Source organism: Burkholderia sp. HI2500 (assembly GCF_002223055.1).
Classification (GTDB): Bacteria; Pseudomonadota; Gammaproteobacteria; order Burkholderiales; family Burkholderiaceae; genus Burkholderia.
Window position 1 is genome coordinate 1,434,098 of sequence record NZ_NKFL01000004.1, and the last position, 21,247, is coordinate 1,455,344.

At 69.6% G+C, this 21,247-nt stretch carries 16 protein-coding genes, 1 pseudogene and 2 riboswitches; of the genes and pseudogenes, 11 read left to right on the forward strand and 6 right to left on the reverse strand.

All coding sequences use genetic code 11. The annotated features are described in order from the left end of the window. The first annotated feature begins 1 nt into the window (after position 1). The 7 genes and pseudogenes from CFB45_RS09405 to CFB45_RS39745 form a co-directional block, all read left to right on the forward strand. Entirely contained in the window at positions 2 to 5,002 is a 5,001-nt protein-coding gene (locus CFB45_RS09405) for a non-ribosomal peptide synthetase (RefSeq protein ID WP_089425386.1), read from the forward strand. After that, on the forward strand, positions 4,992 to 6,026 hold the full coding sequence (locus tag CFB45_RS09410) for a GNAT family N-acetyltransferase (RefSeq protein ID WP_089425387.1): 1,035 nt from the start codon (positions 4,992 to 4,994) through the stop codon (positions 6,024 to 6,026). The genes CFB45_RS09405 and CFB45_RS09410 overlap by 11 nt, the downstream gene beginning before the upstream one ends. A 32-nt stretch (positions 6,027 to 6,058) precedes the next feature. Further along, positions 6,059 to 7,435: a lysine N(6)-hydroxylase/L-ornithine N(5)-oxygenase family protein gene (locus CFB45_RS09415; protein WP_089425388.1), complete on the forward strand. Its 1,377-nt coding sequence runs from the start codon at positions 6,059 to 6,061 to the stop codon at positions 7,433 to 7,435. 22 nt (positions 7,436 to 7,457) lie between these two features. Further along, a complete protein-coding gene (locus CFB45_RS09420) occupies positions 7,458 to 9,719 on the forward strand; it encodes a TonB-dependent siderophore receptor (RefSeq protein ID WP_089425389.1) in 2,262 nt (753 codons plus the stop codon). Between the two features lie 86 nt (positions 9,720 to 9,805). Then, entirely contained in the window at positions 9,806 to 10,645 is an 840-nt protein-coding gene (locus CFB45_RS09425; RefSeq protein WP_089425922.1) for a formyltransferase family protein, read from the forward strand. Next, positions 10,645 to 11,661: a GNAT family N-acetyltransferase gene (locus CFB45_RS09430; RefSeq protein WP_089425390.1), complete on the forward strand. Its 1,017-nt coding sequence runs from the start codon at positions 10,645 to 10,647 to the stop codon at positions 11,659 to 11,661. The genes CFB45_RS09425 and CFB45_RS09430 overlap by 1 nt, the downstream gene beginning before the upstream one ends. A gap of 9 nt (positions 11,662 to 11,670) precedes the next feature. Then, positions 11,671 to 11,748, forward strand: a pseudogene (locus CFB45_RS39745) (VapC toxin family PIN domain ribonuclease); the annotation flags it as partial. A gap of 48 nt (positions 11,749 to 11,796) precedes the next feature. Here CFB45_RS39745 and CFB45_RS09440 read toward each other — a convergent pair. Both CFB45_RS09440 and CFB45_RS09445 read right to left on the reverse strand, forming a co-directional pair. Then, positions 11,797 to 12,702: a nucleotidyl transferase AbiEii/AbiGii toxin family protein gene (locus CFB45_RS09440; protein WP_089425391.1), complete on the reverse strand. Its 906-nt coding sequence runs from the start codon at positions 12,700 to 12,702 to the stop codon at positions 11,797 to 11,799. Then, positions 12,671 to 13,741 carry a type IV toxin-antitoxin system AbiEi family antitoxin gene (locus tag CFB45_RS09445; protein WP_089425392.1) on the reverse strand — a complete coding sequence of 357 codons (1,071 nt, stop codon included), beginning with the start codon at positions 13,739 to 13,741 and terminating at the stop codon, positions 12,671 to 12,673. The genes CFB45_RS09440 and CFB45_RS09445 overlap by 32 nt, the downstream gene beginning before the upstream one ends. 341 nt (positions 13,742 to 14,082) lie before the next feature. Here CFB45_RS09445 and CFB45_RS09450 point away from each other — a divergent pair, with 341 nt between their 5' ends. From CFB45_RS09450 to CFB45_RS09460, 3 genes are all read left to right on the forward strand, one after another. Then, on the forward strand, positions 14,083 to 15,246 hold the full coding sequence (locus CFB45_RS09450; RefSeq protein WP_089425393.1) for a M20 aminoacylase family protein: 1,164 nt from the start codon (positions 14,083 to 14,085) through the stop codon (positions 15,244 to 15,246). A 116-nt stretch (positions 15,247 to 15,362) separates the two neighbouring features. Beyond that, entirely contained in the window at positions 15,363 to 15,608 is a 246-nt protein-coding gene (locus CFB45_RS09455) for a type II toxin-antitoxin system ParD family antitoxin (RefSeq protein ID WP_089425394.1), read from the forward strand. After that, positions 15,598 to 15,897 carry a type II toxin-antitoxin system RelE/ParE family toxin gene (locus CFB45_RS09460; RefSeq protein WP_089425395.1) on the forward strand — a complete coding sequence of 100 codons (300 nt, stop codon included), beginning with the start codon at positions 15,598 to 15,600 and terminating at the stop codon, positions 15,895 to 15,897. The genes CFB45_RS09455 and CFB45_RS09460 overlap by 11 nt, the downstream gene beginning before the upstream one ends. Positions 15,898 to 15,967: 70 nt before the next feature. On the opposite strand, the gene CFB45_RS09465 is transcribed toward CFB45_RS09460, so the two are convergent. The 4 genes from CFB45_RS09465 to cobA are packed head-to-tail and all read right to left on the reverse strand — an operon-like array spanning position 15,968 to position 19,038. Then, positions 15,968 to 17,272 (reverse strand): cobyrinate a,c-diamide synthase, encoded by a 1,305-nt coding sequence (locus CFB45_RS09465; RefSeq protein WP_089425396.1) that lies wholly within the window; start codon positions 17,270 to 17,272, stop codon positions 15,968 to 15,970. A gap of 2 nt (positions 17,273 to 17,274) precedes the next feature. After that, on the reverse strand, positions 17,275 to 17,877 hold the full coding sequence (gene cobO, locus CFB45_RS09470; RefSeq protein WP_089425397.1) for a cob(I)yrinic acid a,c-diamide adenosyltransferase: 603 nt from the start codon (positions 17,875 to 17,877) through the stop codon (positions 17,275 to 17,277). A gap of 37 nt (positions 17,878 to 17,914) precedes the next feature. Next, positions 17,915 to 18,292 carry a cobalamin biosynthesis protein gene (locus tag CFB45_RS09475; RefSeq protein WP_089425398.1) on the reverse strand — a complete coding sequence of 126 codons (378 nt, stop codon included), beginning with the start codon at positions 18,290 to 18,292 and terminating at the stop codon, positions 17,915 to 17,917. Continuing rightward, entirely contained in the window at positions 18,289 to 19,038 is a 750-nt protein-coding gene (gene cobA / locus CFB45_RS09480) for a uroporphyrinogen-III C-methyltransferase (RefSeq protein WP_089425399.1), read from the reverse strand. Before cobA ends, CFB45_RS09475 begins: the two co-directional genes overlap by 4 nt. A 170-nt stretch (positions 19,039 to 19,208) precedes the next feature. Then, positions 19,209 to 19,445, reverse strand: a riboswitch (cobalamin riboswitch). Between the two features lie 113 nt (positions 19,446 to 19,558). Continuing rightward, positions 19,559 to 19,823: riboswitch (cobalamin riboswitch) on the forward strand. 329 nt (positions 19,824 to 20,152) lie between these two features. On the opposite strand from cobA, the gene cobW reads away from it, so the two are divergent. Then, complete coding sequence (gene cobW / locus CFB45_RS09485; RefSeq protein WP_089425400.1) at positions 20,153 to 21,241, forward strand: cobalamin biosynthesis protein CobW; 1,089 nt, start codon at positions 20,153 to 20,155, stop codon at positions 21,239 to 21,241. Positions 21,242 to 21,247: the final 6 nt, after the last annotated feature.

The window sequence follows — 21,247 nt, forward strand, 5'->3', positions numbered from 1 at the left end:
GATGACGAAGGTTCAACCCGACTGGCTCGCGCTCGCGACGCGTTTCGCGCAACTGCCGGACGCGCAGCGCGCGGTCTTCATCGACAAGCTCGGCGCGGCCGGCATCGACTTCCGCGTGCTGCCGATCCCGCCGCGCACCCCACGCAGCGACCGCGTGCCGGCGTCGTTCGCGCAGACGCGGCTGTGGCTGCACGCGCGGCTGATCGATGCGCCCGATGCGTATCACATCACCGAGCGCCTGGCGCTGACGGGCCCGCTCGACGCGCATGCGCTGCGTCTTGCGTGCGATGCGCTGATCGCGCGCCACGAGGCGCTGCGCACGACCTTCGACGAAGCGCAGGACGGCGTCGCGCAAACGATCCACGCACCGTTGCGCTGCCCATGGCGTGAAACCGATCTCGAAGCGCTGCCGGATACGCAGCGCATGGCGCGCGCGGAAACCGTCGCGATGGCCGACGAAGCCGAGCCGTTCGATCTCGGCGTGGCGCCGCTCGTCCGCGCGCATCTGGTGCGCTTCGATGCGACGCATCACTGGCTCGCGCTGACCGTGCATCACATCGTGTCGGACGGCTGGTCGTCGGGTGTGATGCTGTTCGAGCTTGCGTCGTTCTACCGCGCCTATGCGTCGGGCGAGCCGGTGCCGCTCGCGCCGCTGCCGATCCAGTACGCCGATTACGCGCTGTGGCAGCGCCGCTGGCTCGACGCCGGCGAGCGCGACCGCCAGCTCGCGTTCTGGCGCGAACGGCTCGATCCGCAACGTGGCGTGCTGGCGCTGCCGGGCGCGACGGCACGACCCGCACGCCGCAGCGCGCGCGGCGCACGCCATGTGTTTTCGCTCGACGCGCGCGTCGGTGCGCAACTGCGCGCATTCGCGGCCGCATCGGGCGCCACGCCGTTCGCGGTGCTGCTCGCCGCGCTCGATGCGCTGCTGGCGCGCGCGACCGGCGACGCGCGGATCTGCGTCGGCGTGCCGGCCGCGAACCGCGAACGCGCGGAGGTCGCCGGCCTGATCGGCTTCTTCGTCAACACGCTGGCGATCGACGTCGACGTGCCCGCGCACGGCGATTTCTCGTCGCTGGTCGCGCGCACCCAGCGTGCGCTGGTCGACGCACAGATGCACCAGGACGTGCCGTTCGAGCAGGTGGTCGATGCGCTCGGCGTGCCGCGCAGCGCGAGCCACCATCCGCTGTTCCAGGTGATGGCCGCGTACGGCGAGCGCCGCGCGCTGCCGGCGCTCGGCGCGGCAGCCGCCGCGTTGCTGCCGTCGGGCACGCCGTCCGCGAAATTCGACCTGACGCTGTCGGTCGAAGCGACGCCGGACGGCACGTTCGACGCCGCCTTCATCTACGCGCTCGACCTGTTCGAGGCGGACGCGATCGCCCGATTGGCCGCGCGCTTCGTCACGCTGCTGACCGATGCGCTCGCGCGCCCGGACATGCCGATCGGCGATCTCGACTGGCTGCCCGCCGATGAGCGCGCGCAACTCTTCGCATGGAACGCCCCGGCGGGCGCGACCGAAGCCGAACCATTCGTGCCCGTGCATGCCCGCATCGCCTCGCATGCTCAGGCACGGCCCGACGCACGCGGCGTGGCCGACATCGATCGCGCGTTGACGCGCGGTGAAGTCGACGCGCGCGCGGCACGCCTGGCGCGCCATCTGGTCGCGGCCGGCGTCCGCCCGGAAATGCGCGTCGGCGTCGCGCTGCAGCGCTCGGTTGACCTGCTCGTCGCGCTGATCGCGGTGCTGAAGTCGGGCGCCGCGTTCGTGCCGCTCGATCCCGCGCATCCGCGCGAACGGCTCGCGCAGATCGTCGGCGACGCGAACATCGCGCACGTGCTGACCGACCGCGCGAGCGCCGCGTCGCTGCCCGAGCTGCCGGAGCTGCGCGTGTGGCGCGCGGATGAAGTCGATGCCCTCGACGAAGCCGCGCACGTCGTGCTGCCGGACGTGCTGCCGGGTCACGCGGCCTATGCGATCTACACGTCGGGCTCGACCGGCAAGCCGAAGGGCGTGATCGTCGATCATGCGTCGTTCGCGCTGCATTGCGCGGCGATCGCCGAACGCTACGGCGCCAGCGAGAACGACGTGTTCCTGCTGTTCCAGTCGGTCAACTTCGACGGCGCGCACGAAGGCTGGTTTTCGCAATACATGTCGGGCGCGGCCGTGTCGGTGACGGCCGACGTGCTGTGGCCGCCCGCGCAGACCTGCGCGATGATGGTCCGCGACGGCGTGACGATGACGTACGTGCCGCCCGGCTGCGCCGCGCAACTCGCCGAATGGGCGCTCGCGCATGGCGCACCGCCGACGCTGCGTTCGCTGACGGTCGGCGGCGAGGCGACGTCGCGCGAGGCGTTCGCGATGCTGCGCCGTGCGCTGCCGAACGTGCGCGTGGTCAACGGCTACGGCCCGACCGAGACGGTCATCACGCCGACGCTGTGGATGTTCCGACCCGGCGACGATCTCGCGAAGCTCGGCGACGCCGCATACCTGCCGATCGGCACGCTGGTCGGCGCGCGCACCGCGCACGTGCTCGACGAACGGCTGCATCCGCTGCCGGTCGGCGTGATCGGCGAACTGTACCTGGGCGGCGAGGGGATCGGCGTCGCGCGCGGTTATCTCGACCGCCCGTCGTTGACGGCCGAGCGCTTCGTGCCCGATCCGTACGGCGCGCCGGGCGCGCGCCTGTACCGCACCGGCGACCTCGTGCGGCGTCGCGCGGATGGCGTGTTCGACTTCATCGGCCGCGTCGACCACCAGGTGAAGCTGCGCGGGCTGCGCATCGAACTCGGCGAGATCGAGGCGCAGCTTGCCGCGCACGACGCGGTGCGCGAAGCCTGCGCGGTCGTGCACGGGCAGGGCGCACTGGCGCAGCTCGTTGCGTATGTCGAACTGACCGCCGACGCACAGGCGGCCGCGCGGCCGGTGGAAGCCGCGACGCTCGACGCGCACCTGCGCCGCACGCTGCCCGACTACATGGTGCCCGCGCAGCTGATCGTGCTCGACGCGCTGCCGCGCAACGCGAACAGCAAGGTCGATCGCGCACGGCTGCCGGCGCCGGTACGCGTCGAACGCGCGTACGAAGCGCCGCACGACGGCGACGAAGCCGCGCTCGCGGCGATCTGGTGCGACGTGCTGAATCTCGAGCGCGTGGGCCGCGGCGATCACTTCTTCGATCTCGGCGGCCATTCGCTCGCCGCCGTGCGCGTCGCGACACGCGTGGCCGAACGGCTCGGCCGCGACGTGCCGGTGCGCGCGCTGTTCGAAGCGCCGGTGCTCGCGCAGTATGCGTTGCAGGTGGCCGATGCGCCGCGCGCCGCGCATGCCGGTGCGGCAGCGCCGGGCGTGGCCCTCGCCAAACCGGATGCACACGGCGTGTGGCCGCTGTCGCCGGCGCAGCTCGGCCTGTGGTTCCTGTGGCGCGCACAGCCGGACAGCGCCGCGTACAACATTCCGGTCGCGCTGCGGGTGCGTGGCCCGCTCGACGTCGATGCGCTGCGTGCCGCGTTCGCGGATGTCACCGTCGAGCATCCGGCGCTACGCGCGCGGCTCGTGGCACGTGACGGCGCACTGCCGGGCCAGCGGATCGATGCCCATGCTTCTGTCGAACTGCCGGTGATTGACCTGTCGGCGCAAGCCGATGTGTTCGCCCGCGCCGCAGCACTGACCGACGAGGATGCACTCGCACCGTTCGACCTCGTTGCCGATGCGCCGCTGTGGCGTGCGCGCGTGCTGCGTCTGGATGCGGAAGACCACGTGCTGTCGGTGACGATTCATCACATCGTGTCGGATGGCGAATCGATCGAGCTGTGGCTCGATGCGGTTCGTGCGCGCTATGTTGCCCGCGTGCAGGGCGGCGCCGGCGCCGTGCCGGCCGATGAGGTCGTCCAACAGTCCGCCCAGCCGCTCGTGCTGCCCGCACCGTGCCATCCGGCCCGCGTCGCCTACTGGCGTGACGCGCTGGCCGACCTGCCGGCGCGCGTGCTGCCGCAGCGCGCGGACGCGCCGGCCGTGCCGCAATGGCGCGCGGCCCGCTTCGCGTTCGAATTCGACGGCGCGCTGATCCGCGCCGCACGCGACACCGCGTCGGCCGCGCACGCGACGCTGCCGATGCTGCTGCACGCGGCGCTCAACACCGCGCTGTTCCGCGCGACGGGCGCGGCCGACCAGCCGGTCGGCGTGCTCGCGTCGACGCGCGAGCTGACGGGCGATGCGGCCCGCGATGCGCTCGGCCTCTTCATCAACTCGGTCGTCGTGCGCACGCGGCTCGACCCGGCCGCGCGTCGTGCGGACGTGCTCGCACAAGTGCGCGACACGGCGCTCGCAGCCTACGCGCATGCGGACGTGCCGTTCGCGGACGTCGTCGCGGCGCTGCGCGCGCCGCGTGCCGCGCAGGCCAATCCGCTGTTCCAGGTGATGTTCAACTACCTGCGCCCGACCGGTGCCGCGACACGCGACTGGGCCGGCCTGGCGCTGGCCGGATTCGACGACGTGCGCCATCGCGTCGTATTTACGCTGGAGCTGGACGTCGTCGAGCATCCGGACGGCCGCGTGAGCGCCGCGTTCTCGTATGCGGACGAACTGCTCGATAGCGGCTTCGTCGATGCGCTCGTCGAGCTCTATCACGACGAAGTCGCGCGCTTCGCCGGCGCGTCGGAGGCGGTGCTCGGTGCGCCCGACAAGCTTGTCGTCGAGCAGGCGTCGCATCGCGCGCGGACCGAAAGCCATGCATGCGCCGCAACGCTTTCACGTGCACCGCATGCGGCGGCCGTGCTCGCGGCGCTGTGGTCCGACACGTTCGCGACGGCCGCGCCCGAACCTGACGCCGACCTGTTCGAAGCCGGCGCGACGTCGTTCGACGTCGTGCGCTTCGTCGACGCGGCCAGCCGCGTCGGTCACGCGTTGACGGTCGCCGACGTGTTCGCGTCGCCGACGCTCGCGGCACTCGGCGCGCGGCTCGATGCGCACACGGAAACGGGACAGGAGGCGCGCCATGCTGGCTGAAGTGCGTCCGGACGGATTCACGATGCTCGACACCTACCGCCTCGCATTCGCGGACGGCCTGTTCGCGGTGCGCGACGGCGCGGAGATCCGCGTCGCGCAGGGCGACGGCATCGGCGCGCAGTTGCTGCGCGCACAACTCGGCGACGACGGCGCGCTGCGCCTCGTCGCGTACAACCATCGCGCGGCAGCGGCCGACCAGCGGCGTGCGCTGCTGGCGGCACTCGCCGCGGCCTTTTCGGACAGCGCGCGCCACGCCGCGATCCGGCTCGACCCGGCCGCGTGGCCGGCGGTCGCGCTCGATGCGTTGCGCGCGAGCGGCGTGCTCGCCGACGGCGGCCGCTGCATGCGTGAAGGCTGGGCGCAGCAGGCCGATCTGTGGCGCGTCGGCGCGCATCTGCCGTGCGCGACGTTGCCGATGTTCACCGACGGCCGCCGTCATCCGCGCCGGCCGCCCGCGCCGCGCGGCGAGGTCTACGCGCGCGACCTGCCGGCGCTCGGCGTGCGCTTCACGCTGCGCGGCTGGCAGCCGGCCGAGGATGCCGAACGCCTCGCGCGCTGGTTCGACGAACCGCGCGTGCGCGACGGCTGGCCGGGCACGCAGCCCGGCGCGGACGGCCAGCAAGGCACCGCGCCCGACACCGATCCGCACGTGATTCCGCTGGTCGGCTGCTTCGACGGCGAACCGTTCGCGTATGTCGAGGCGTACTGGCTGAAGGAAGACGCGCTCGCGCCGCACGTCGCGGCGCGCGACTACGACCGCGGGCTGCGGATGCTGGTCGGCGAGTCGCGCTGGCGCGGCCCGCAGTGCGTGGCGGGCTGGCTGCCGTCCGTCGTGCATTACCTGTTTCTCGACGACCCGCGTACCGAAGCGGTCGGCTGTGCCGTTCCGGCCGGCCACGCGCGGGTTGCCGACCATCTCGCGCGGCACGGCTTCGCGCGGCAGCGCCGTCTCGCGCTGGCCGACGCGCAGCCGCTGTGGATGCGCACGCTGCGCGAGACGTTCTTCTCCGGCCGTCACGTCTGACGCGCCGGATTCACCGACAAGGGAGCTGAGACATGCAGAGAGAAAACGTATTCGACCTGATCGGCGTCGGCTTCGGGCCGTCGAATCTGGCGCTGGCCATCCGCCTCGAGGAGCGGCGCGCGGCGCGCCCGCTCGCCCATTGCTTCATCGAGCGCCAACCGGAATTCGGCTGGCATCGCGGCATGCTGCTCGACGACTGCCGGATGCAGATCTCGTTTCTGAAGGATCTCGTCACGATGCGCGATCCGACAAGCCGCTACACGTTCATCAACTATCTGTTCGAACGCGGCCGGCTGAACGAATTCGTCAACCTGAAGAACTTCTATCCGACCCGCGTCGAATTCCACGACTACCTGAGCTGGGTGGCCGACGCGTTCGACGATAGCGTCCACTACAGCGAGACCGTCCTCGCGATCGAACCCGTGCACGGCGACGGCGAGAAGATCGACGCACTGCGCGTGCTGTCGCGCGACGCCGCCGGCCACGAGCGCCAGCGCGTCACGCGTGCGCTGTCGGTCGGCGTCGGCGGCACGCCGGCGATCCCGGACGCGTTCGCCGCGCTCGGCCGCGACCGCGTGATCCACTCGTCGTCGTACCTGACCGACATCGACCGGCTCGTCGCGTCGCCGGACGGCGAGCGCCGCCGCGTCGCGGTGATCGGCGCGGGGCAGAGCGCGGCCGAGGTGTTCATCGATCTCGCGCGCCGCTTCCCGCATGTCGACGCGAGCCTCGTGATGCGCGCAGGCGCCTTGAAGCCGGCGGACGACAGCCCGTTCGTCAACGAGATCTTCAGCCCCGAGTTCACCGATGTCGTTTATGCGCAGCCGCACGACGCGCGCCGCGCGCTGCTCGAGCGCTATCGCGACACGAACTACGCGGTGGTCGACCGGCCGCTGATCGAGCAGATCTACGAAATGCTGTACCTGCAGCGCATCGACGGCACGCCGCGTCATGCGCTGCTCGCGAACAGCGCGATCGAGGCGGCGGTGCGCACCGCCGACGGCCGCATCGAGCTGACGCTGCGCGACCGGATGAGCGGCGACACGCGCGTCGAGCGCTTCGACGCGCTCGTGCTGGCCACCGGCTACCGCCGCGACACGCATTCGGCGCTGCTCGACGGGCTCGCGCCGCACCTGGGCGACGCGCTCGCCCGCGGCGACGTCACGCGCGACTACCTGCTCGCGACGCCCGCGCACTTCGCGCCGCGCATCTACCTGCAAGGCTGCTGCGAAGACAGCCACGGCCTGTCCGACACGCTGCTGTCGGTACTGGCGCGCCGCGCGGACGAAATCTGCGCGTCGCTCGAAGACGGGATCGCACCCGCCCATGAAGAAGGCGCGGCCCGGGCAACACAGGAAAAACGACAGGAAAACGGGGCGAGCGCGAGCCGGATGGCTTTCGCTCTTTGACAAAGGCGCGGTCGGAGACCGCATGAAAAAACTGGAGCAGAGAAAGATGGAGTGGGCAACAGGCACGCGTTTGCGTGCGATCGCAGCCGCGGCGAGCGTGGCGTTCGGGGTGGCGGCAGGGCACGCACAGGCCCAGACGGCGCCGGCCGTGAACGCAGGCGCGGCGGCGTCGGCCAGCAGTGCGCAGAACGGTGCGGCCGCGAGTGCGTCGGCCAGTGCGTCGACCGGCACGCTGCCGACGATCAACGTCAACGCGGCCTCGGAAGGAGACGGCACGGTCGGGCTCGTCGCGAAGCGCAGCCGCACCGGCACGAAGACCAGTACGTCGATCAACGAGATCCCGCAGACGATCAACGTCGTCACCGCGCAGCAGATCGAGATGACCGGCGCGACTGACGTGAACGCGGCCCTGCGCTACGTGCCGGGCTTCTCGTCGTACGGCTCGGACAACCGTTCCGACTGGTACGCGGCGCTGCGCGGCTTCACGCCGACCGCGTACGTGAACGGGCTGCAGGTGCCGAACACGATCAACCTCGCGAGCTGGCGCGTCGATCCGTACATGATCGACAGCATCAGCGTGCTGCGCGGGCCGACGTCGGTGCTGTACGGCGCGGGCGACCCCGGCGCGATCGTCGACGTGCAGACCAAGCTCGCCGACGGCGAGCGCGTGCGCGAGGCCGGCGTGCAGATCGGCAACTACGCGCGCAAGCAGTTCATGATCGACGTCGGCGACAAGCTCGACCCGGACGGCAAATACGCGTACCGCTTCGTCGGCGTCGCACGCGACGGCAACGCGCTGACCGGCCCGAACAACGACCAGCGCGTTGCGCTCGCGCCGTCGTTCCGCTGGCGTCCGAACGCGGATACGTCGCTGACGCTGTCGGCCACCTATCTGCAGGACTGGGGCGACATCTCGTCGAACTTCCTGCCCGCGGCGGGCACGGTGCTGCCGAACCCGAACGGTCAGATCAACAAGGACGTGTACGAAGGCGATCCGAACTTCAACTACTACCGCAAGAAGCAGTGGTCGGTCGGCTATCAGTTCGAGCGGAACCTGACGCCGGCGTGGACGTTCCGCCAGAACACGCGCCTGATGCACCTGTCGCTCGACAACGGCTCGGTATTCGGCAACGGCTTCGTCGACGGCAGCACGACCGACGTGTCGCGCTGGGCCGGTGTGTTCCAGATGAACTACAGCCGCTTCGACATCGACAACAACCTCGAAGGCCGCTTCGCGACGGGCCCGCTCCAGCACACGCTGCTGCTCGGCTTCCAGTACAACCGCCAGACCGCGACCGACAGCGAGTGGCTCGCTGCCGCGCCGCCGCTGAACATCTACAACCCGGTCTACCTGCCTGTCACGAAGGCGGTGTTCACGCCGGACTCGACGTTCCGCACCAACACGTACACGACGATGAACACGTTCGGCCTGTACGCGCAGGACCAGATCAAGTGGAACCGCTGGACGCTGACGCTCGGCGGCCGCGAGGACTGGGTCAACATGCGGATGGACGACCGTGCGGCCGGCACGTCGACGAAGGCGGACGTCACGGCGTTCACCGGCCGTGTCGGCCTCACGTACCAGGGCGATTACGGGCTGTCGCCGTACGTCAGCTACGCGACGTCGTTCAATCCGCTGATCGGCGTGAACCTGGTCGGCGGCGGGTTGCCGCAGCCGACCCGCGGCAAGCAGATCGAAGCCGGCCTGCGCTGGCAGCCGCCCGGCAAGAACCTGATGCTGAACGCGGCGATCTACCAGATCAACCAGACCAACGTGCTCACGCCGGCGCTGCCGAGCCAGGACAATACCGGCACGAAGTCGGTGCAGACGGGCGAGGTGCGTTCGCGCGGGATCGAGCTGAGCGCGACCGGCAAGGTCACGCGCAACCTGTCGGTGATTGCCTCGTACGTGTATCAGGACGTGAAGAACGTGAAGGCCAACGACGTGTCGCTGAACAACTGGCCGGTCGACATTCCGCGTCCGCGCCAGATGGCGTCGCTGTGGACCGACTGGACGTGGCACACGGGGCCGCTCGCGGGCTTCGGCCTGGGCGGCGGCGTGCGCTACCAGAGCGCGTCGGCCGGTGGGGCCGACAACTCGCTGACGGTATCGAGCGTCACGCTGTTCGACGCGGGCGTGCACTACGACACGCGTAACTGGCGCTTCGCCGTGAACGGAACGAACCTGGCCAACCGTCACTACATCAGCGGTTGCCAGTCGGCGAACGTCTGTGTGTTCGGCACCGACCGTACCGTGATCGCGACCGCGAAATACAACTGGTGACGATGCGCGCCGCGGCCCGCCGGCCGGCCCTCGCGGCCGGCGCGGGCGGGCCGCGGCGCCTTCGTCCGCTTTTCCACGACGCATCCATGCCGAAGAAAAATCTCGTCTACATCCAGTCGCTGCGCAACGGCGCGGCCGATCGTGCCGGCCAGCCGGTCGCTTATCGGGGCGGCACGCGCTACATGAAGGCGCCGCTCGAATATCTCGTCGAACGCCTGAACGACTCGCCGCTCGGCGAGCGTTACACGCTCAAGGGCGTGATCGTCGACGACGACGACGGTTCGCCGGCCGACCGCGCGAAAGTCGCCGACTACGGTTTCGCCCGCACGCCGGGCCGCCCGTGGATCCTGCCGGAAGGGTTGACGGTGCAGGGCCGTCCGGTCGACGAACTGTTCTGCACGATTGCGTCGACGTACCGGCGGCTGCCGCGCGACGCGCGCGAGCGCGTGGCTGGCAAACAGGCGTTCGAGCGCCGCCTGCTCGAGCGCCTGCTCGAACTCGACGCCGACGTCGTCGTGCTCGACGGGCTGCTCGTGATCCTCGACGAACTCGTGCGGCCCGGCGCGCGCTTTCACCGGCGCATCGCCAACATCCACCCGGGCATCACGGCCGACGGCTCGCCGTACCAGCGGCGCGGCGCATGGGCGACGCTCGACGCGCTGCACGGCGCGCGCGGCGAACGGGTCGACTGGTCGAACGGCACGACGTCGTCCGTCGAGCCCGTGATGATGACGGGCGCGTCGTTTCACTACGTCGACAACGGCATCGATTCCGGCGAGGTGATCTGCGACGTGCTCGACACGCCGATCGCGCCGGACGACACGATTCTCGAACTGCGCTGGAACAACTTCCAGCGCAGCCTGTTTCCGGCACTCGAGCGGGGGCTGCACGTCCTCGCCGACCGCCACGACGCGGGAGCACTGTGATGGAAGACACGTTGACGAAACCGGCCGGCACCGCGGACGCCGTCGAAGGTGAAGTGGCCGCCGCGCTCGACGGCGCCGCACACGGGCAGGCGATGGCCGTCGCCGAGCATACGCTCGACGCGTGGCGGCCCGACGACTCGCCGGACGAACTGCTCGCGGCGTTCGTCGCGCTGTTCAACACCGACACGCGCTACGACGCGGCGACGATCACGGTGCCGCTCGGCGACGCCGACGCGGCAGCCGTGGCGGCGTACGTCGCGCGCGCGGTGCGCGAGGGCGTGATCGACGGCGCGCAGGTTGCCGGCGACGCGCTGCGCTTCACCGTATCGCGTGCGACGTTCTGGCAGAACCCGCGGCCGTGGCTGAAGGCGCCCGCGTCGGGTGGCATGCCGCTGCGCCATGTGATCACGAACGGCCACCGGCACCCGGTGCGGCCGCCGTCGCCGGCCGGCGAGATCTACGCACGCACCATGCCGCAGGTCGGGATGACGTTCAGCCTGCGCACCGTCGATGTCGACGCGCACGCGGACCTGTTCAGCGGCTGGATGAACCTCGATCGCGTCGCGCACTTCTGGGACCAGCGCGGCACGCGCGACGAGCACGCGGCGTATCTCGCCGAGCGGCTCGCCGATCCGCACATGCACCCGATGATCGGCTATTTCGACGACACGCCGTTCGGCTATTTCGAGTTCTACTGGGCGAAGGAGGACCGTCTCGCGCCGTTCTACGACGCGCACGACTACGACCGCGGGCTGCATCTGCTGATCGGCGATTCGCGCTTCCAGAGCGCCGGCAAGCTGCATGCGTGGTGGAGCGGGGTGCTGCACTACATGTTCGTCGACGAACCGCGCACGCAGCGGCTCGTGGGCGAGCCGCGCGTCGATCACGTGCGGCACATCGCGTACATGCACCGGCTCGGGTTCTACACGCTGAAGGAGTTCGACTTCCCGCACAAGCGCGCGGCGCTCACCGTGATCGAGCGCGATACATTCTTCGACACTTTCAAATTGCCGTGACGGCGCGGGGGCGCGGTGCTCGTCACGCACAACAGCCGCGAGTTCGGTCGTGTCGCCGGGTTGTCGCTCGAAGACTGGGCGGCGTGAGCGCCGTTCGGGATCTGTTCGATCGCTCGGCTGTTGCGCATCGGCGCGTCAAGCGCGCGACGCGGGTTCATCTGCGAGAAAGGCGTTGCGGAATGCGTCGAGATACCGGTCGGCGTCATCGCTGAATTCACCGGGTAACAGCGCAAAGGCACGTGCCAGCAGATCCTGGCCGAGCACGGCATAAGTTGCTTCGTCCGACAACAGCGCACGGATCGCGTCACGCGTTTGCGGCGAAGCGATGCGTTTCGCCTCTCGCGCGAGCAGCGCGGCAGCGGCGAGTCCCGGCTGGAACGCGTGGATCTCGAGCAGGTCCGGCGCGGCATCCCAGATACGTTCGCGATTGCCCGCGTCGTGAAAATTCCGCAGCAGGAACAGCAGGTCGTACGCATCGCTGTTCTGGCGCGCACGCCGGTCCTTCCAGGCGAGCAGCTTCAGCAGCGCCAGTGCCGGCAGGCTGGCCACCGGTACCACGGTGCGCGCATCGATCGACACAGGCTGTGCGGTGTCCACGGCTTCCTGAAACCCGAGCACGTTCAGCACGAATTCACCGTCGGGCGGCCATGCGATTTCGCCCGGAGGCGTTTCGAGCGGCCCGAACGGCACGAGATCCAGCTCCGTGCGAAAACCGTGCGCGCCGCTGTCGAACAGCAGTTTCTGCTGCTGTTTCGGTGCGCGCGTGAACTGCCCGGTCGCGACAAGTGCCTCGACGAGTTGCGCGTGAAACGGCCAGCTCACCGCGCACACTGCGACGTCGACATCTCGCGTCGCGCGCACCGGCCGGATGCCGTGCACGTGCCACATCAGGATGTCGCGCGCGGTGGCGCCGGCGACCACGAACGCCGTGTCGAGGCGCGCGCAGGCCGAGCCGACGGCCTGCAGCAACGCGACCGCCGCGGGCTCCAGCGGCCGGCGTGCGTCGACCTCAAGCGGGCGGTTGGGCGAGGTATCGGTCATGGATGCGATCGGCGATGGAAAGATTGCGGCTGTCGCCGGACGCGACGAGATCCGCGTAGATCAGCAGCGGCGGTACGACCGGTACTTCCTGCTCGCGCCAGGCAAGCTCCGCGGACCGCGGCCAGAACGCTTCGACGATCTCGACATCGCCGCGCTCGTCCGGACGCAGGCGGCCCTGAAGCAGCAGCCGGTTCGACGCGGTGCCGTGCGTATAGACGGTGATCGAGGCGGGTTTCAGGCCGTGCGTCAGCAGGTCGGCTGCCGGCTCGCCGCCGAATCGCGCATCGAATGCCGCGAAATCTACGCCGCGCCACCAGTCGGGCGCGAGGCTGGCAAACCGGCGGCTCGGCAGTTTCGCGCGCAAGCGGCTCGGATAGAGCGCGACCCATTCGTGCACGAAGCGCGGCCAGTCGGGCATCAGGCGCTCGCCGTTGCGGCGTTGCCCGACGAGGCCACGCGCGATCAGGTCGTCCATCGCGAGATTGACCGTACCGAGTGCGACGTCCGATGCAGCGGCGATCGCCCGATACGGTTGCGCGACCAGGCCCGGCTGTGTCGCGAGTGCGAACATCACGGCCAGCCCCTTCGGCGTCGTCGCGCGCGACGCCTGTCGGCGCGGTGTGCGTGCGGGCTTCGGCCGGCCCGCGATCATCACGGTCGCCTCCGGTTCGATCAGGCATGCGTTGCCGGCGGTATCGAGAAACGGGATGCCCTGGTCGGTCAGGCCGGCGGCCAGTTCCGCCGAAAGATACGGTGCGACCAGCATCAGCGGCCGTTCGCCGGGCGCTGCGGTGTCGCCGCGGCGGCGCAATTCCGCGAGTGCGCCCGCCAGCGATTCGACGCGCAGGCTGATGACGACCGGCATCTCGAATGCCTGCCCGGCAACGTCGAAGCGGATCATGGCGTCGGCGCGCGCCTCGTAGGCGGCCGGCACACGCACGGGCCGGGCACGAAAGCGCCGGGTCGCGCTTTCGAACGCGGCGCAGGCTTCGTCGAGCACGTGCTGTTCCGACACGGAGAGGGAAGTGTTCACGGGCATCAAAGGGAATCGCTTGTTCACCTTTTTATCAGCGTACACAAAAAATGTACAAGCGTCAAAAAGTGAACAAGAATTCCCAAGATATTGATGTATCGGAACTATTTTTTGATTCTGAACGATAGTCACCGGGGCCCTCATGCGCAAGAAATCGATGGGTGGCACACAGTTTTGCGCGTTCGGCTTCCGCGCGGCAGTCGTCCGGACGGCCGGCTTGCGCGTGCCGCGCATCATGCCGAATATGGCAACTGCCGGTTGCTACCGCGACGACTTTCCATCTGCCCGGTTGCCGTCGAACCCACTATCCTTGCCTGCATATTTCCCACAGGACAGGAGACGACACCGTGACGCACAGCGTGATTCCCGCAAGCCTCGCCGACGAAATGATCGAGATCCGGCACCGCATCCACGCCCACCCCGAGCTCGGTTTCGAGGAATTCGCGACGAGCGACCTCGTCGCGGAGCAACTGCAGTCGTGGGGCTACACGGTGCATCGCGGGCTGGGCGGCACGGGCGTCGTCGCGCAGTTGAAGGTCGGCAGCGGCGCCCAGCGTCTCGGCCTGCGCGCCGACATGGACGCACTGCCGATCCACGAGGCCACGGGCCTGCCGTACGAGAGCAGGATCGCCGGCAAGATGCACGCATGCGGCCACGACGGCCACACGGCGATGCTGCTCGCGGCCGCGAAGCATCTGGCGCGCGAGCGCCGTTTCTCCGGCACGCTGAACCTGATTTTCCAGCCGGCCGAGGAAGGGCTCGGCGGCGCGAAGAAGATGCTCGACGAAGGGCTGTTCGAGCTATTCCCGTGCGACGCGATCTTCGCGATGCACAACATGCCCGGTTTCCCGACGGGCAAGTTCGGCTTCCTGCCGGGGTCGTTCATGGCGTCGTCGGATACGGTGATCGTCGACGTGCAGGGCCGGGGCGGCCACGGCGCGGTGCCGCACAAGGCGGTCGATTCGGTGGTCGTCTGCGCGCAGATCGTCATTGCGCTGCAGACGATCGTGTCGCGCAACGTGTCGCCGCTCGACATGGCGATCGTCACGGTCGGCGCGATCCACGCGGGCGAAGCGCCGAACGTGATTCCCGATCGCGCGCAGATGCGCCTGTCGGTGCGCGCGCTGAAGCCGGAGGTGCGCGACCTGCTCGAGACGCGCATCAAGGAAGTCGTGCATGCGCAGGCGGCCGTGTTCGGCGCGACCGCGACGATCGACTACCAGCGCCGCTACCCGGTGCTCGTCAACGATGCGGAAATGACCGCGTTCGCGCGCAACGTCGCCCGCGAGTGGGTGGGCGATGCGAACCTGATCGACGGGATGGTGCCGCTCACCGGCAGCGAGGATTTCGCGTTCCTGCTCGAGAAGCGGCCGGGCTGCTACCTGATCATCGGTAACGGCGACGGGGAGGGCGGCTGCATGGTGCACAACCCCGGCTACGACTTCAACGACGCGGCGCTACCGACTGGCGCGTCGTACTGGGTGAAGCTGGCGGAGACGTTCCTGGTGTGATCAGGGAACGGCACAGGCGGCGCGAGGCTGGACTTCGGCAACGTTGCCGCAGCGGCCGAGCGCCTGAAGTACCAAACTTTGGTATATGATGGCCGCATTGAAACAGGAGGTGACTCATGTCGCGAAACACATCCGTTTCCCTGGGCGACCACTTTGCCGAATTCGTCGACGCTCAAGTCCAGTCGGGACGATACAGTTCCGCGAGCGATGTCGTACGAGCTGGCTTGCGACTTCTCGAATCACATGAAACGCAGGTGCGCGCATTGCAGGAAGCGTTGAAGGCTGGTGAGGCATCGGGAACACCCCAACCATTCGACAACGAGGCCTTCCTGGCCCGGATGCGGGCGACGCATGGCGGTTAAAGGCAGACAGCTTCAGCTCACACCGCTGGCCGAACTCGATCTCGAAGACATTTGGCGCTATACCGTCGGGCGTTGGTCACTCAAGCAAGCCGACCTTTACCATCGCGATCTGATCGGAACCATGGAAGCGCTGGCGCGCGGTGAAAAGGTCGGCCGGACTTGCATTGTTCGCGATGGATATTTCCGGTACGCCGTGGGCTCCCACGTCGTGTTCTATCGTGAAACGGAATACACGATCGATGTGATTCGGGTCCTGCATCAACGCATGGACATCGAACAACATTTGTAATCGCACAAGGCAGGCGTGTGATCGTTGCGACGGGGCATGCAATCCCGGTATGACTCGTGCGATCCCGAATCTAGAACGCTTCCCCGCTGAACAACGCCACGACCGCATCCGGATTCGACGGCCAGTACATGTGCATGTACGTCGCGACGATCGCATCGCGACAATAGACGGCTTCGCCGTAGCCCGGCGCGCCATCGGGACGCGCGGCATGCGCGACCGGTTCCAGCGGCGTCGCGAGCCGCGAATAATGGAACGTATGCCCCCGCATCGTCCCGCTGCGCGTGTCGAGCTGCTGCATGCCGAGCGCCGCGAACCGGCGCTGCATCGTCGCGTGACCCGGCAACAGCCCAAGCATCGGCGTCGTCACGCCGTCCACATCGGTCAGCGATTCACACAGATACACCATCCCCCCGCATTCCGCGACGATCGGCCGGCCGGCCGCTGCGTGCGCACGAATCGACCGCGCGGTCGCGGCATTCGCCGCGAGTGCCGCCGCATGCAATTCCGGATAGCCGCCCGGCAGGAACAGTGCGTCGCAGTCGTCCGGCACGGGTTCGTCGGCGAGCGGCGAAAAGAATCGCACCTGCGCACCGAGCGTGTCGAGCAACGCGAGATTCGCCGGATAAGTGAACGAAAAAGCCGCATCGCGCGCCACCGCGATCCGCTTGCCGGCGAGCGCACGTGGCAGCGGCGCCGTGGCGTCCGGTTCCGCGAACGCCACAGCCGGCGGCAACTCGGCAAGCGCCGTTTGCGCGAGCACGTCGGCCGCGCGATCGAGCCGCGCGTCGAGATCGTCGATGTCGCCCGGCTGATGCAGGCCGAGATGCCGCTCCGGCAGCGCGATGCCCGCATCGGCCGGCACGTGCCCGAGCCAGCGCAAGTCGTCGGGCAGCGCCTGTTGCAGCAGTTCCGCATGCCGGGCCGACCCGACGCGATTCGCCAGCACGCCGTGAAACGGCAGCCCCGGCCGGAACCGCGCGAGCCCGAACGCGATCGCCGCGAAGGTCTGCGCCATCGACTTCGCCGAAATCACCGCGACGACCGGCACGCCGAACGCGGCCGCGAGGTCGGCGCTGCTCGGCGTGCCGTCGAACAGCCCCATCACGCCTTCGATCAGGATCAGGTCCGCGTCGCGCGCGGCGTCGGCCAGCAGCGCGCGGCAGCCGGCCTCGCCGACCATCCCGAGGTCGAGCGCATGCACGGGCGCGCCGCTCGCGCGCGCCAGCAGCATCGGATCGAGAAAATCGGGCCCGGTCTTGAACACGCGCACGCGCCGGCCGAGCCGGCGGTGCAGCCGCGCGAGGCCGGCCGTCACCGACGTCTTGCCCTGGCCCGACGCGGGCGCACTGACGAACAACGCGGGGCAGGCGGGCATGCTCAGAACTCCACGCCGCGCTGCGCCTTCACGCCTTGCTCCTTGTACGGATGCTTGACGAGCCGCATTTCGGTAACGAGGTCGGCCGCGTCGATCAGCGCATCGGGCGCATGCCGCCCGGTCACGACGACGTGCACCGACTCGGGCCGCGCAGTCAGCGTCGCGAGCACTTCGTCGAGCGGCAGGTATTCGTACTTCAGCACCGTGTTCAGCTCGTCGAGGATCACCATTCGGTAATCGCCGCTCTCGATCATCCGGCGCGCCTCGTCCCAGCCCTTGCGCGCGGTCGCGATGTCGGCGTCGCGGTTCTGCGTGTTCCACGTATAGCCGTCGCCCATCGTCACGAAGTCGCATTCGGCCACCGCGCCGAGGAAGTCGCGCTCGGACGTGTGCAGCGCGCCCTTGATGAACTGCACGACACCGAGCCGCATGCCGTGGCCGAGCACGCGCACGGCCATGCCGAACGCGGCCGTGCTCTTGCCCTTGCCGTTGCCGGTGTTGACGATCAGCAGGCCCTTTTCGTTGACGGCGGCGGCCTGCTTCTTCTCGTGGCCGGCACGGCGGCGTTCGGTCATCCGTTGATGGGATTCAGCGTCGGTTTTCATCGGATTCGTCCTGTCGAAAGAAAGCGAAACAAAAGGTTCAGAGCGGGCCGGCGAGTGCGACCGTCACGCCGTCCCGGATGGATTTGGGGCCCAGCAGCCGGCCGCGCGGCGCCGCGAGCTGCGCGCACGGCTCGGCCACGCCCGCGACGCCGAAGCGGGCGAGCGCGGCAGCCGACGGGCCGCTCGCGGCCAGTTCCGGGCGGCTCGCGAGTTGCGCCACGTCAAACGCGACGAGCGGCCAGCCGCGTCGCGCGCAGAGCGTGCGCAGCGCGCGGGCACACGCCTTGTCGGCGAGCGTGGCCACGAGCGCGGGTTCGGCGGCCGGGTACGGCATCAGCGCCGCGCGGATCGCGGCATCGAGTTGCGCGGCCGTCACGCCCGCACGAAAACCGATGCCGAGTGCGACACGCATCATGCGCCGCTGCCGAGCGCGGCCCGTACCGCGGGGTCGTCGGCGAACGCCGCGACGCGGCCGATCACGATGATCGCCGGCGAACCGATGCCGGTCGTGCCGATGCGTTCGACGAGCGTGTCGAGTGTCGCGAGCACGTGGCGTTGTTCGGCGCGCGTCGCATGCTCGATCGCCGCGCACGGCGTCGCGCCGGGCAGGCCGCCATCGCGCAGCGCGGTGGCAATCGCGTCGAGCCGGCGGATGCCCATGTAGATGACGATCGTCATGCGCGTGGCCGCGAGCGCGCGCCAGTCGGGTTCGTCGGCACCCGCGCCGTGGCCCGTGACGAAGATCACGCCCTGCGCGTCGCCGCGCTGCGTGACCGGGATGCCGATTGCGGCCGGCGCGGCGATGCCCGCGGTGACGCCGTTCACGACCTCGACCGGGAATCCCGCCGCGCCGAGCGCGGCCAGCTCCTCGCCGCCGCGGCCGAACACGAACGGATCGCCGCCCTTGAGCCGCGCGACGCTGCGCCCCGCGCGCAGATGCGCGAGCATCGCGGCGACGATCGTCTCCTGCGGCGTCGACGCATGACCGCCGCGCTTGCCGACGTGCTCGATGTGCGCATCGGCGCGCGCATGGCGCAGCACGTCGGGATTCACGAGATCGTCGACGAGCAGCACGTCCGCCGCGCCGATCGCGTGGACGGCCTTGAGCGTCAGCAGGTCGGCGTCGCCGGGGCCGGCGCCGACGAGCCAGGCGCGGCTCATCGGGCGCGGCACGGCGCGCGCCGTGTCGTCACAGTGGAAAAGGGCAGGCGGGCGGCACGGCGGCGGCCAGCGGACAGGTAAGCCATGACGGATCGAACGAAGCCCGCGCGGACGCGGGCGGAAAGCGCACCTCATCCGTCCCCCGCGGATCGGGCGTTCGGCAAGCGTCGGGCTCGCCCCTTGCGTCGGCCGGTATCCGGGCTGGCCGCTTGCCAGGCCGCAGCCTTCCCGCCCGGCTGACGGGCAGTGGCATCGTGGGCGGCCTGGGCGCGTGCGCGGGGAAGCGCGTCGCGCGGGCGGCGTACCGTTGCGGGGACAGCACAGGCCGGGCGGGGGGCCGCCTCCTGTTTCCCGTTTAACTGCACGCGCGGAATGCGCATGCGGGCACCGAACGCGGCGCTACGATAGCACAGCGACTCCCCCGCGCGAACCGCCGCGCACGGCTTCCGGCCACACGCGGCGGCCATCCGGAACCGGGCCCGGCGGCCCGCTCCGCCTTGACGCTCCCCGCACCGCCGCCTACACTCGCACGCGTTTTGGTGCTCGCGCGCGCCGCTCCGGTGCGCGCAGTTAAACGGGAAACAGGGAGCCTGCCTGCGCCGCAGTCGAGCCAACCTGTGCTGCCCCCGCAACGGTAAGCGAACGCGTCGCGCGAGAAGCGCCACGCAACGCCGCTTCGCCGCATGCCGCGCGCATGCGGACGACCGCCACTGGATGCCGTGCATCCGGGAAGGCGAAGCGGCGTGTTCGTCAGCCCGGATACCGGCCGAAACGTTGGGGTTCAGCGCCGCGGGGAGGCGGCGCATCGTCCACGGCCGCAGCCGGCCCGACGCCCGCGTATTGCCCGCTTCCTCCACCGATCCGTCCCCGCGCGAACCCGCACCGGCCGGCGTGGCGAATGGCAGGCAGCGCGAGCGGGCCGGCGGCAGCCGTGTTGGCATTCACGATGTCGACCGTTCGCAAGGAAGCACCATGTCCGATTCGTCGTCCCGCCCGTCCCGCGACTGTCCGTGCGGATCGCGCGGCGGCATGCCCGCGATCCACCCGATGAACTGCCACGCCGCCCTCGACGCGACGATCCCGGGCTGATTCCATTTTCGACACAGGACCTACCATGACCCTACGCAAGCTTCCCGTCACGATCGTCACGGGCTTTCTCGGCAGCGGCAAGACGACGCTGATGCGCCACATCCTGCAGCACGCCGAAGGCCGCCGCATCGCGGTGATCGTCAACGAATTCGGCGAGCTCGGCATCGACGGCGAAATCCTCAAGGGCTGCGGCATCGGCTGCGAGGATGCCGACGGCGCGCAGGGCGAAGCGGCGGGCCAGCTGTACGAACTCGCGAACGGCTGCCTGTGCTGCACCGTGCAGGAAGAGTTCTATCCGGTGATGGAAGCGCTCGTCGAGCGCCGCGCGGACATCGACCACGTGCTGATCGAGACGTCCGGCCTCGCCCTGCCGAAGCCGCTCGTGCAGGCGTTCAACTGGCCGACGATCCGCAACAGCTTCACGGTCGATGCGGTCGTGACCGTGGTCGACGGGCCGGCTGCCGCCAGCGGCCAGTTCGCGGAAAACCCGCAGGCCGTCGACGCGCAGCGCCGCGCCGATCCGAACCTCGACCACGAATCGCCGCTGCACGAGCTGTTCGCCGATCAGCTGTCGTCCGCCGACCTCGTGATCGTGAACAAGGCCGATCTCGTCGGCGACGCCGAGTTCGCGCAGATCGAAACCGCGATCCGCGAAGAAATCCCACCGCAGGTGAAGATCGTGCGCGCGACGCGCGGCGAGCTCGACCTCGCGATGCTGCTCGGCCTCGAATCGGCATCCGAAGAAACGATCCACCTGCGTCACGACCATCACGGCTCGGCCGACGACGGCGATCACGATCACCATCACGACGATTTCGACTCGGTGGTCGTGTCGGGCGACGCCGGCACGCGCGAAGCGACGATCGCCGCGCTGCAGCGCGTCGTCGAAGCGCACACGATCTACCGCGCAAAAGGCTTCGCCGCGCTGCCCGGCGCGCCGATGCGGCTCGTGATCCAGGGCGTCGGCCGCCGCTTCGACAGCTATTTCGACCGTCGCTGGCAGGACGGCGAAACGCGCGCGAGCCGCTTCGTGCTGATCGGCGAGGATCTCGACGCGGCCGCGCTGCAACGCGCGTTCGATGCCGCGTGCGCGGCCGAGCCGCAACAGGCGTAACGCACG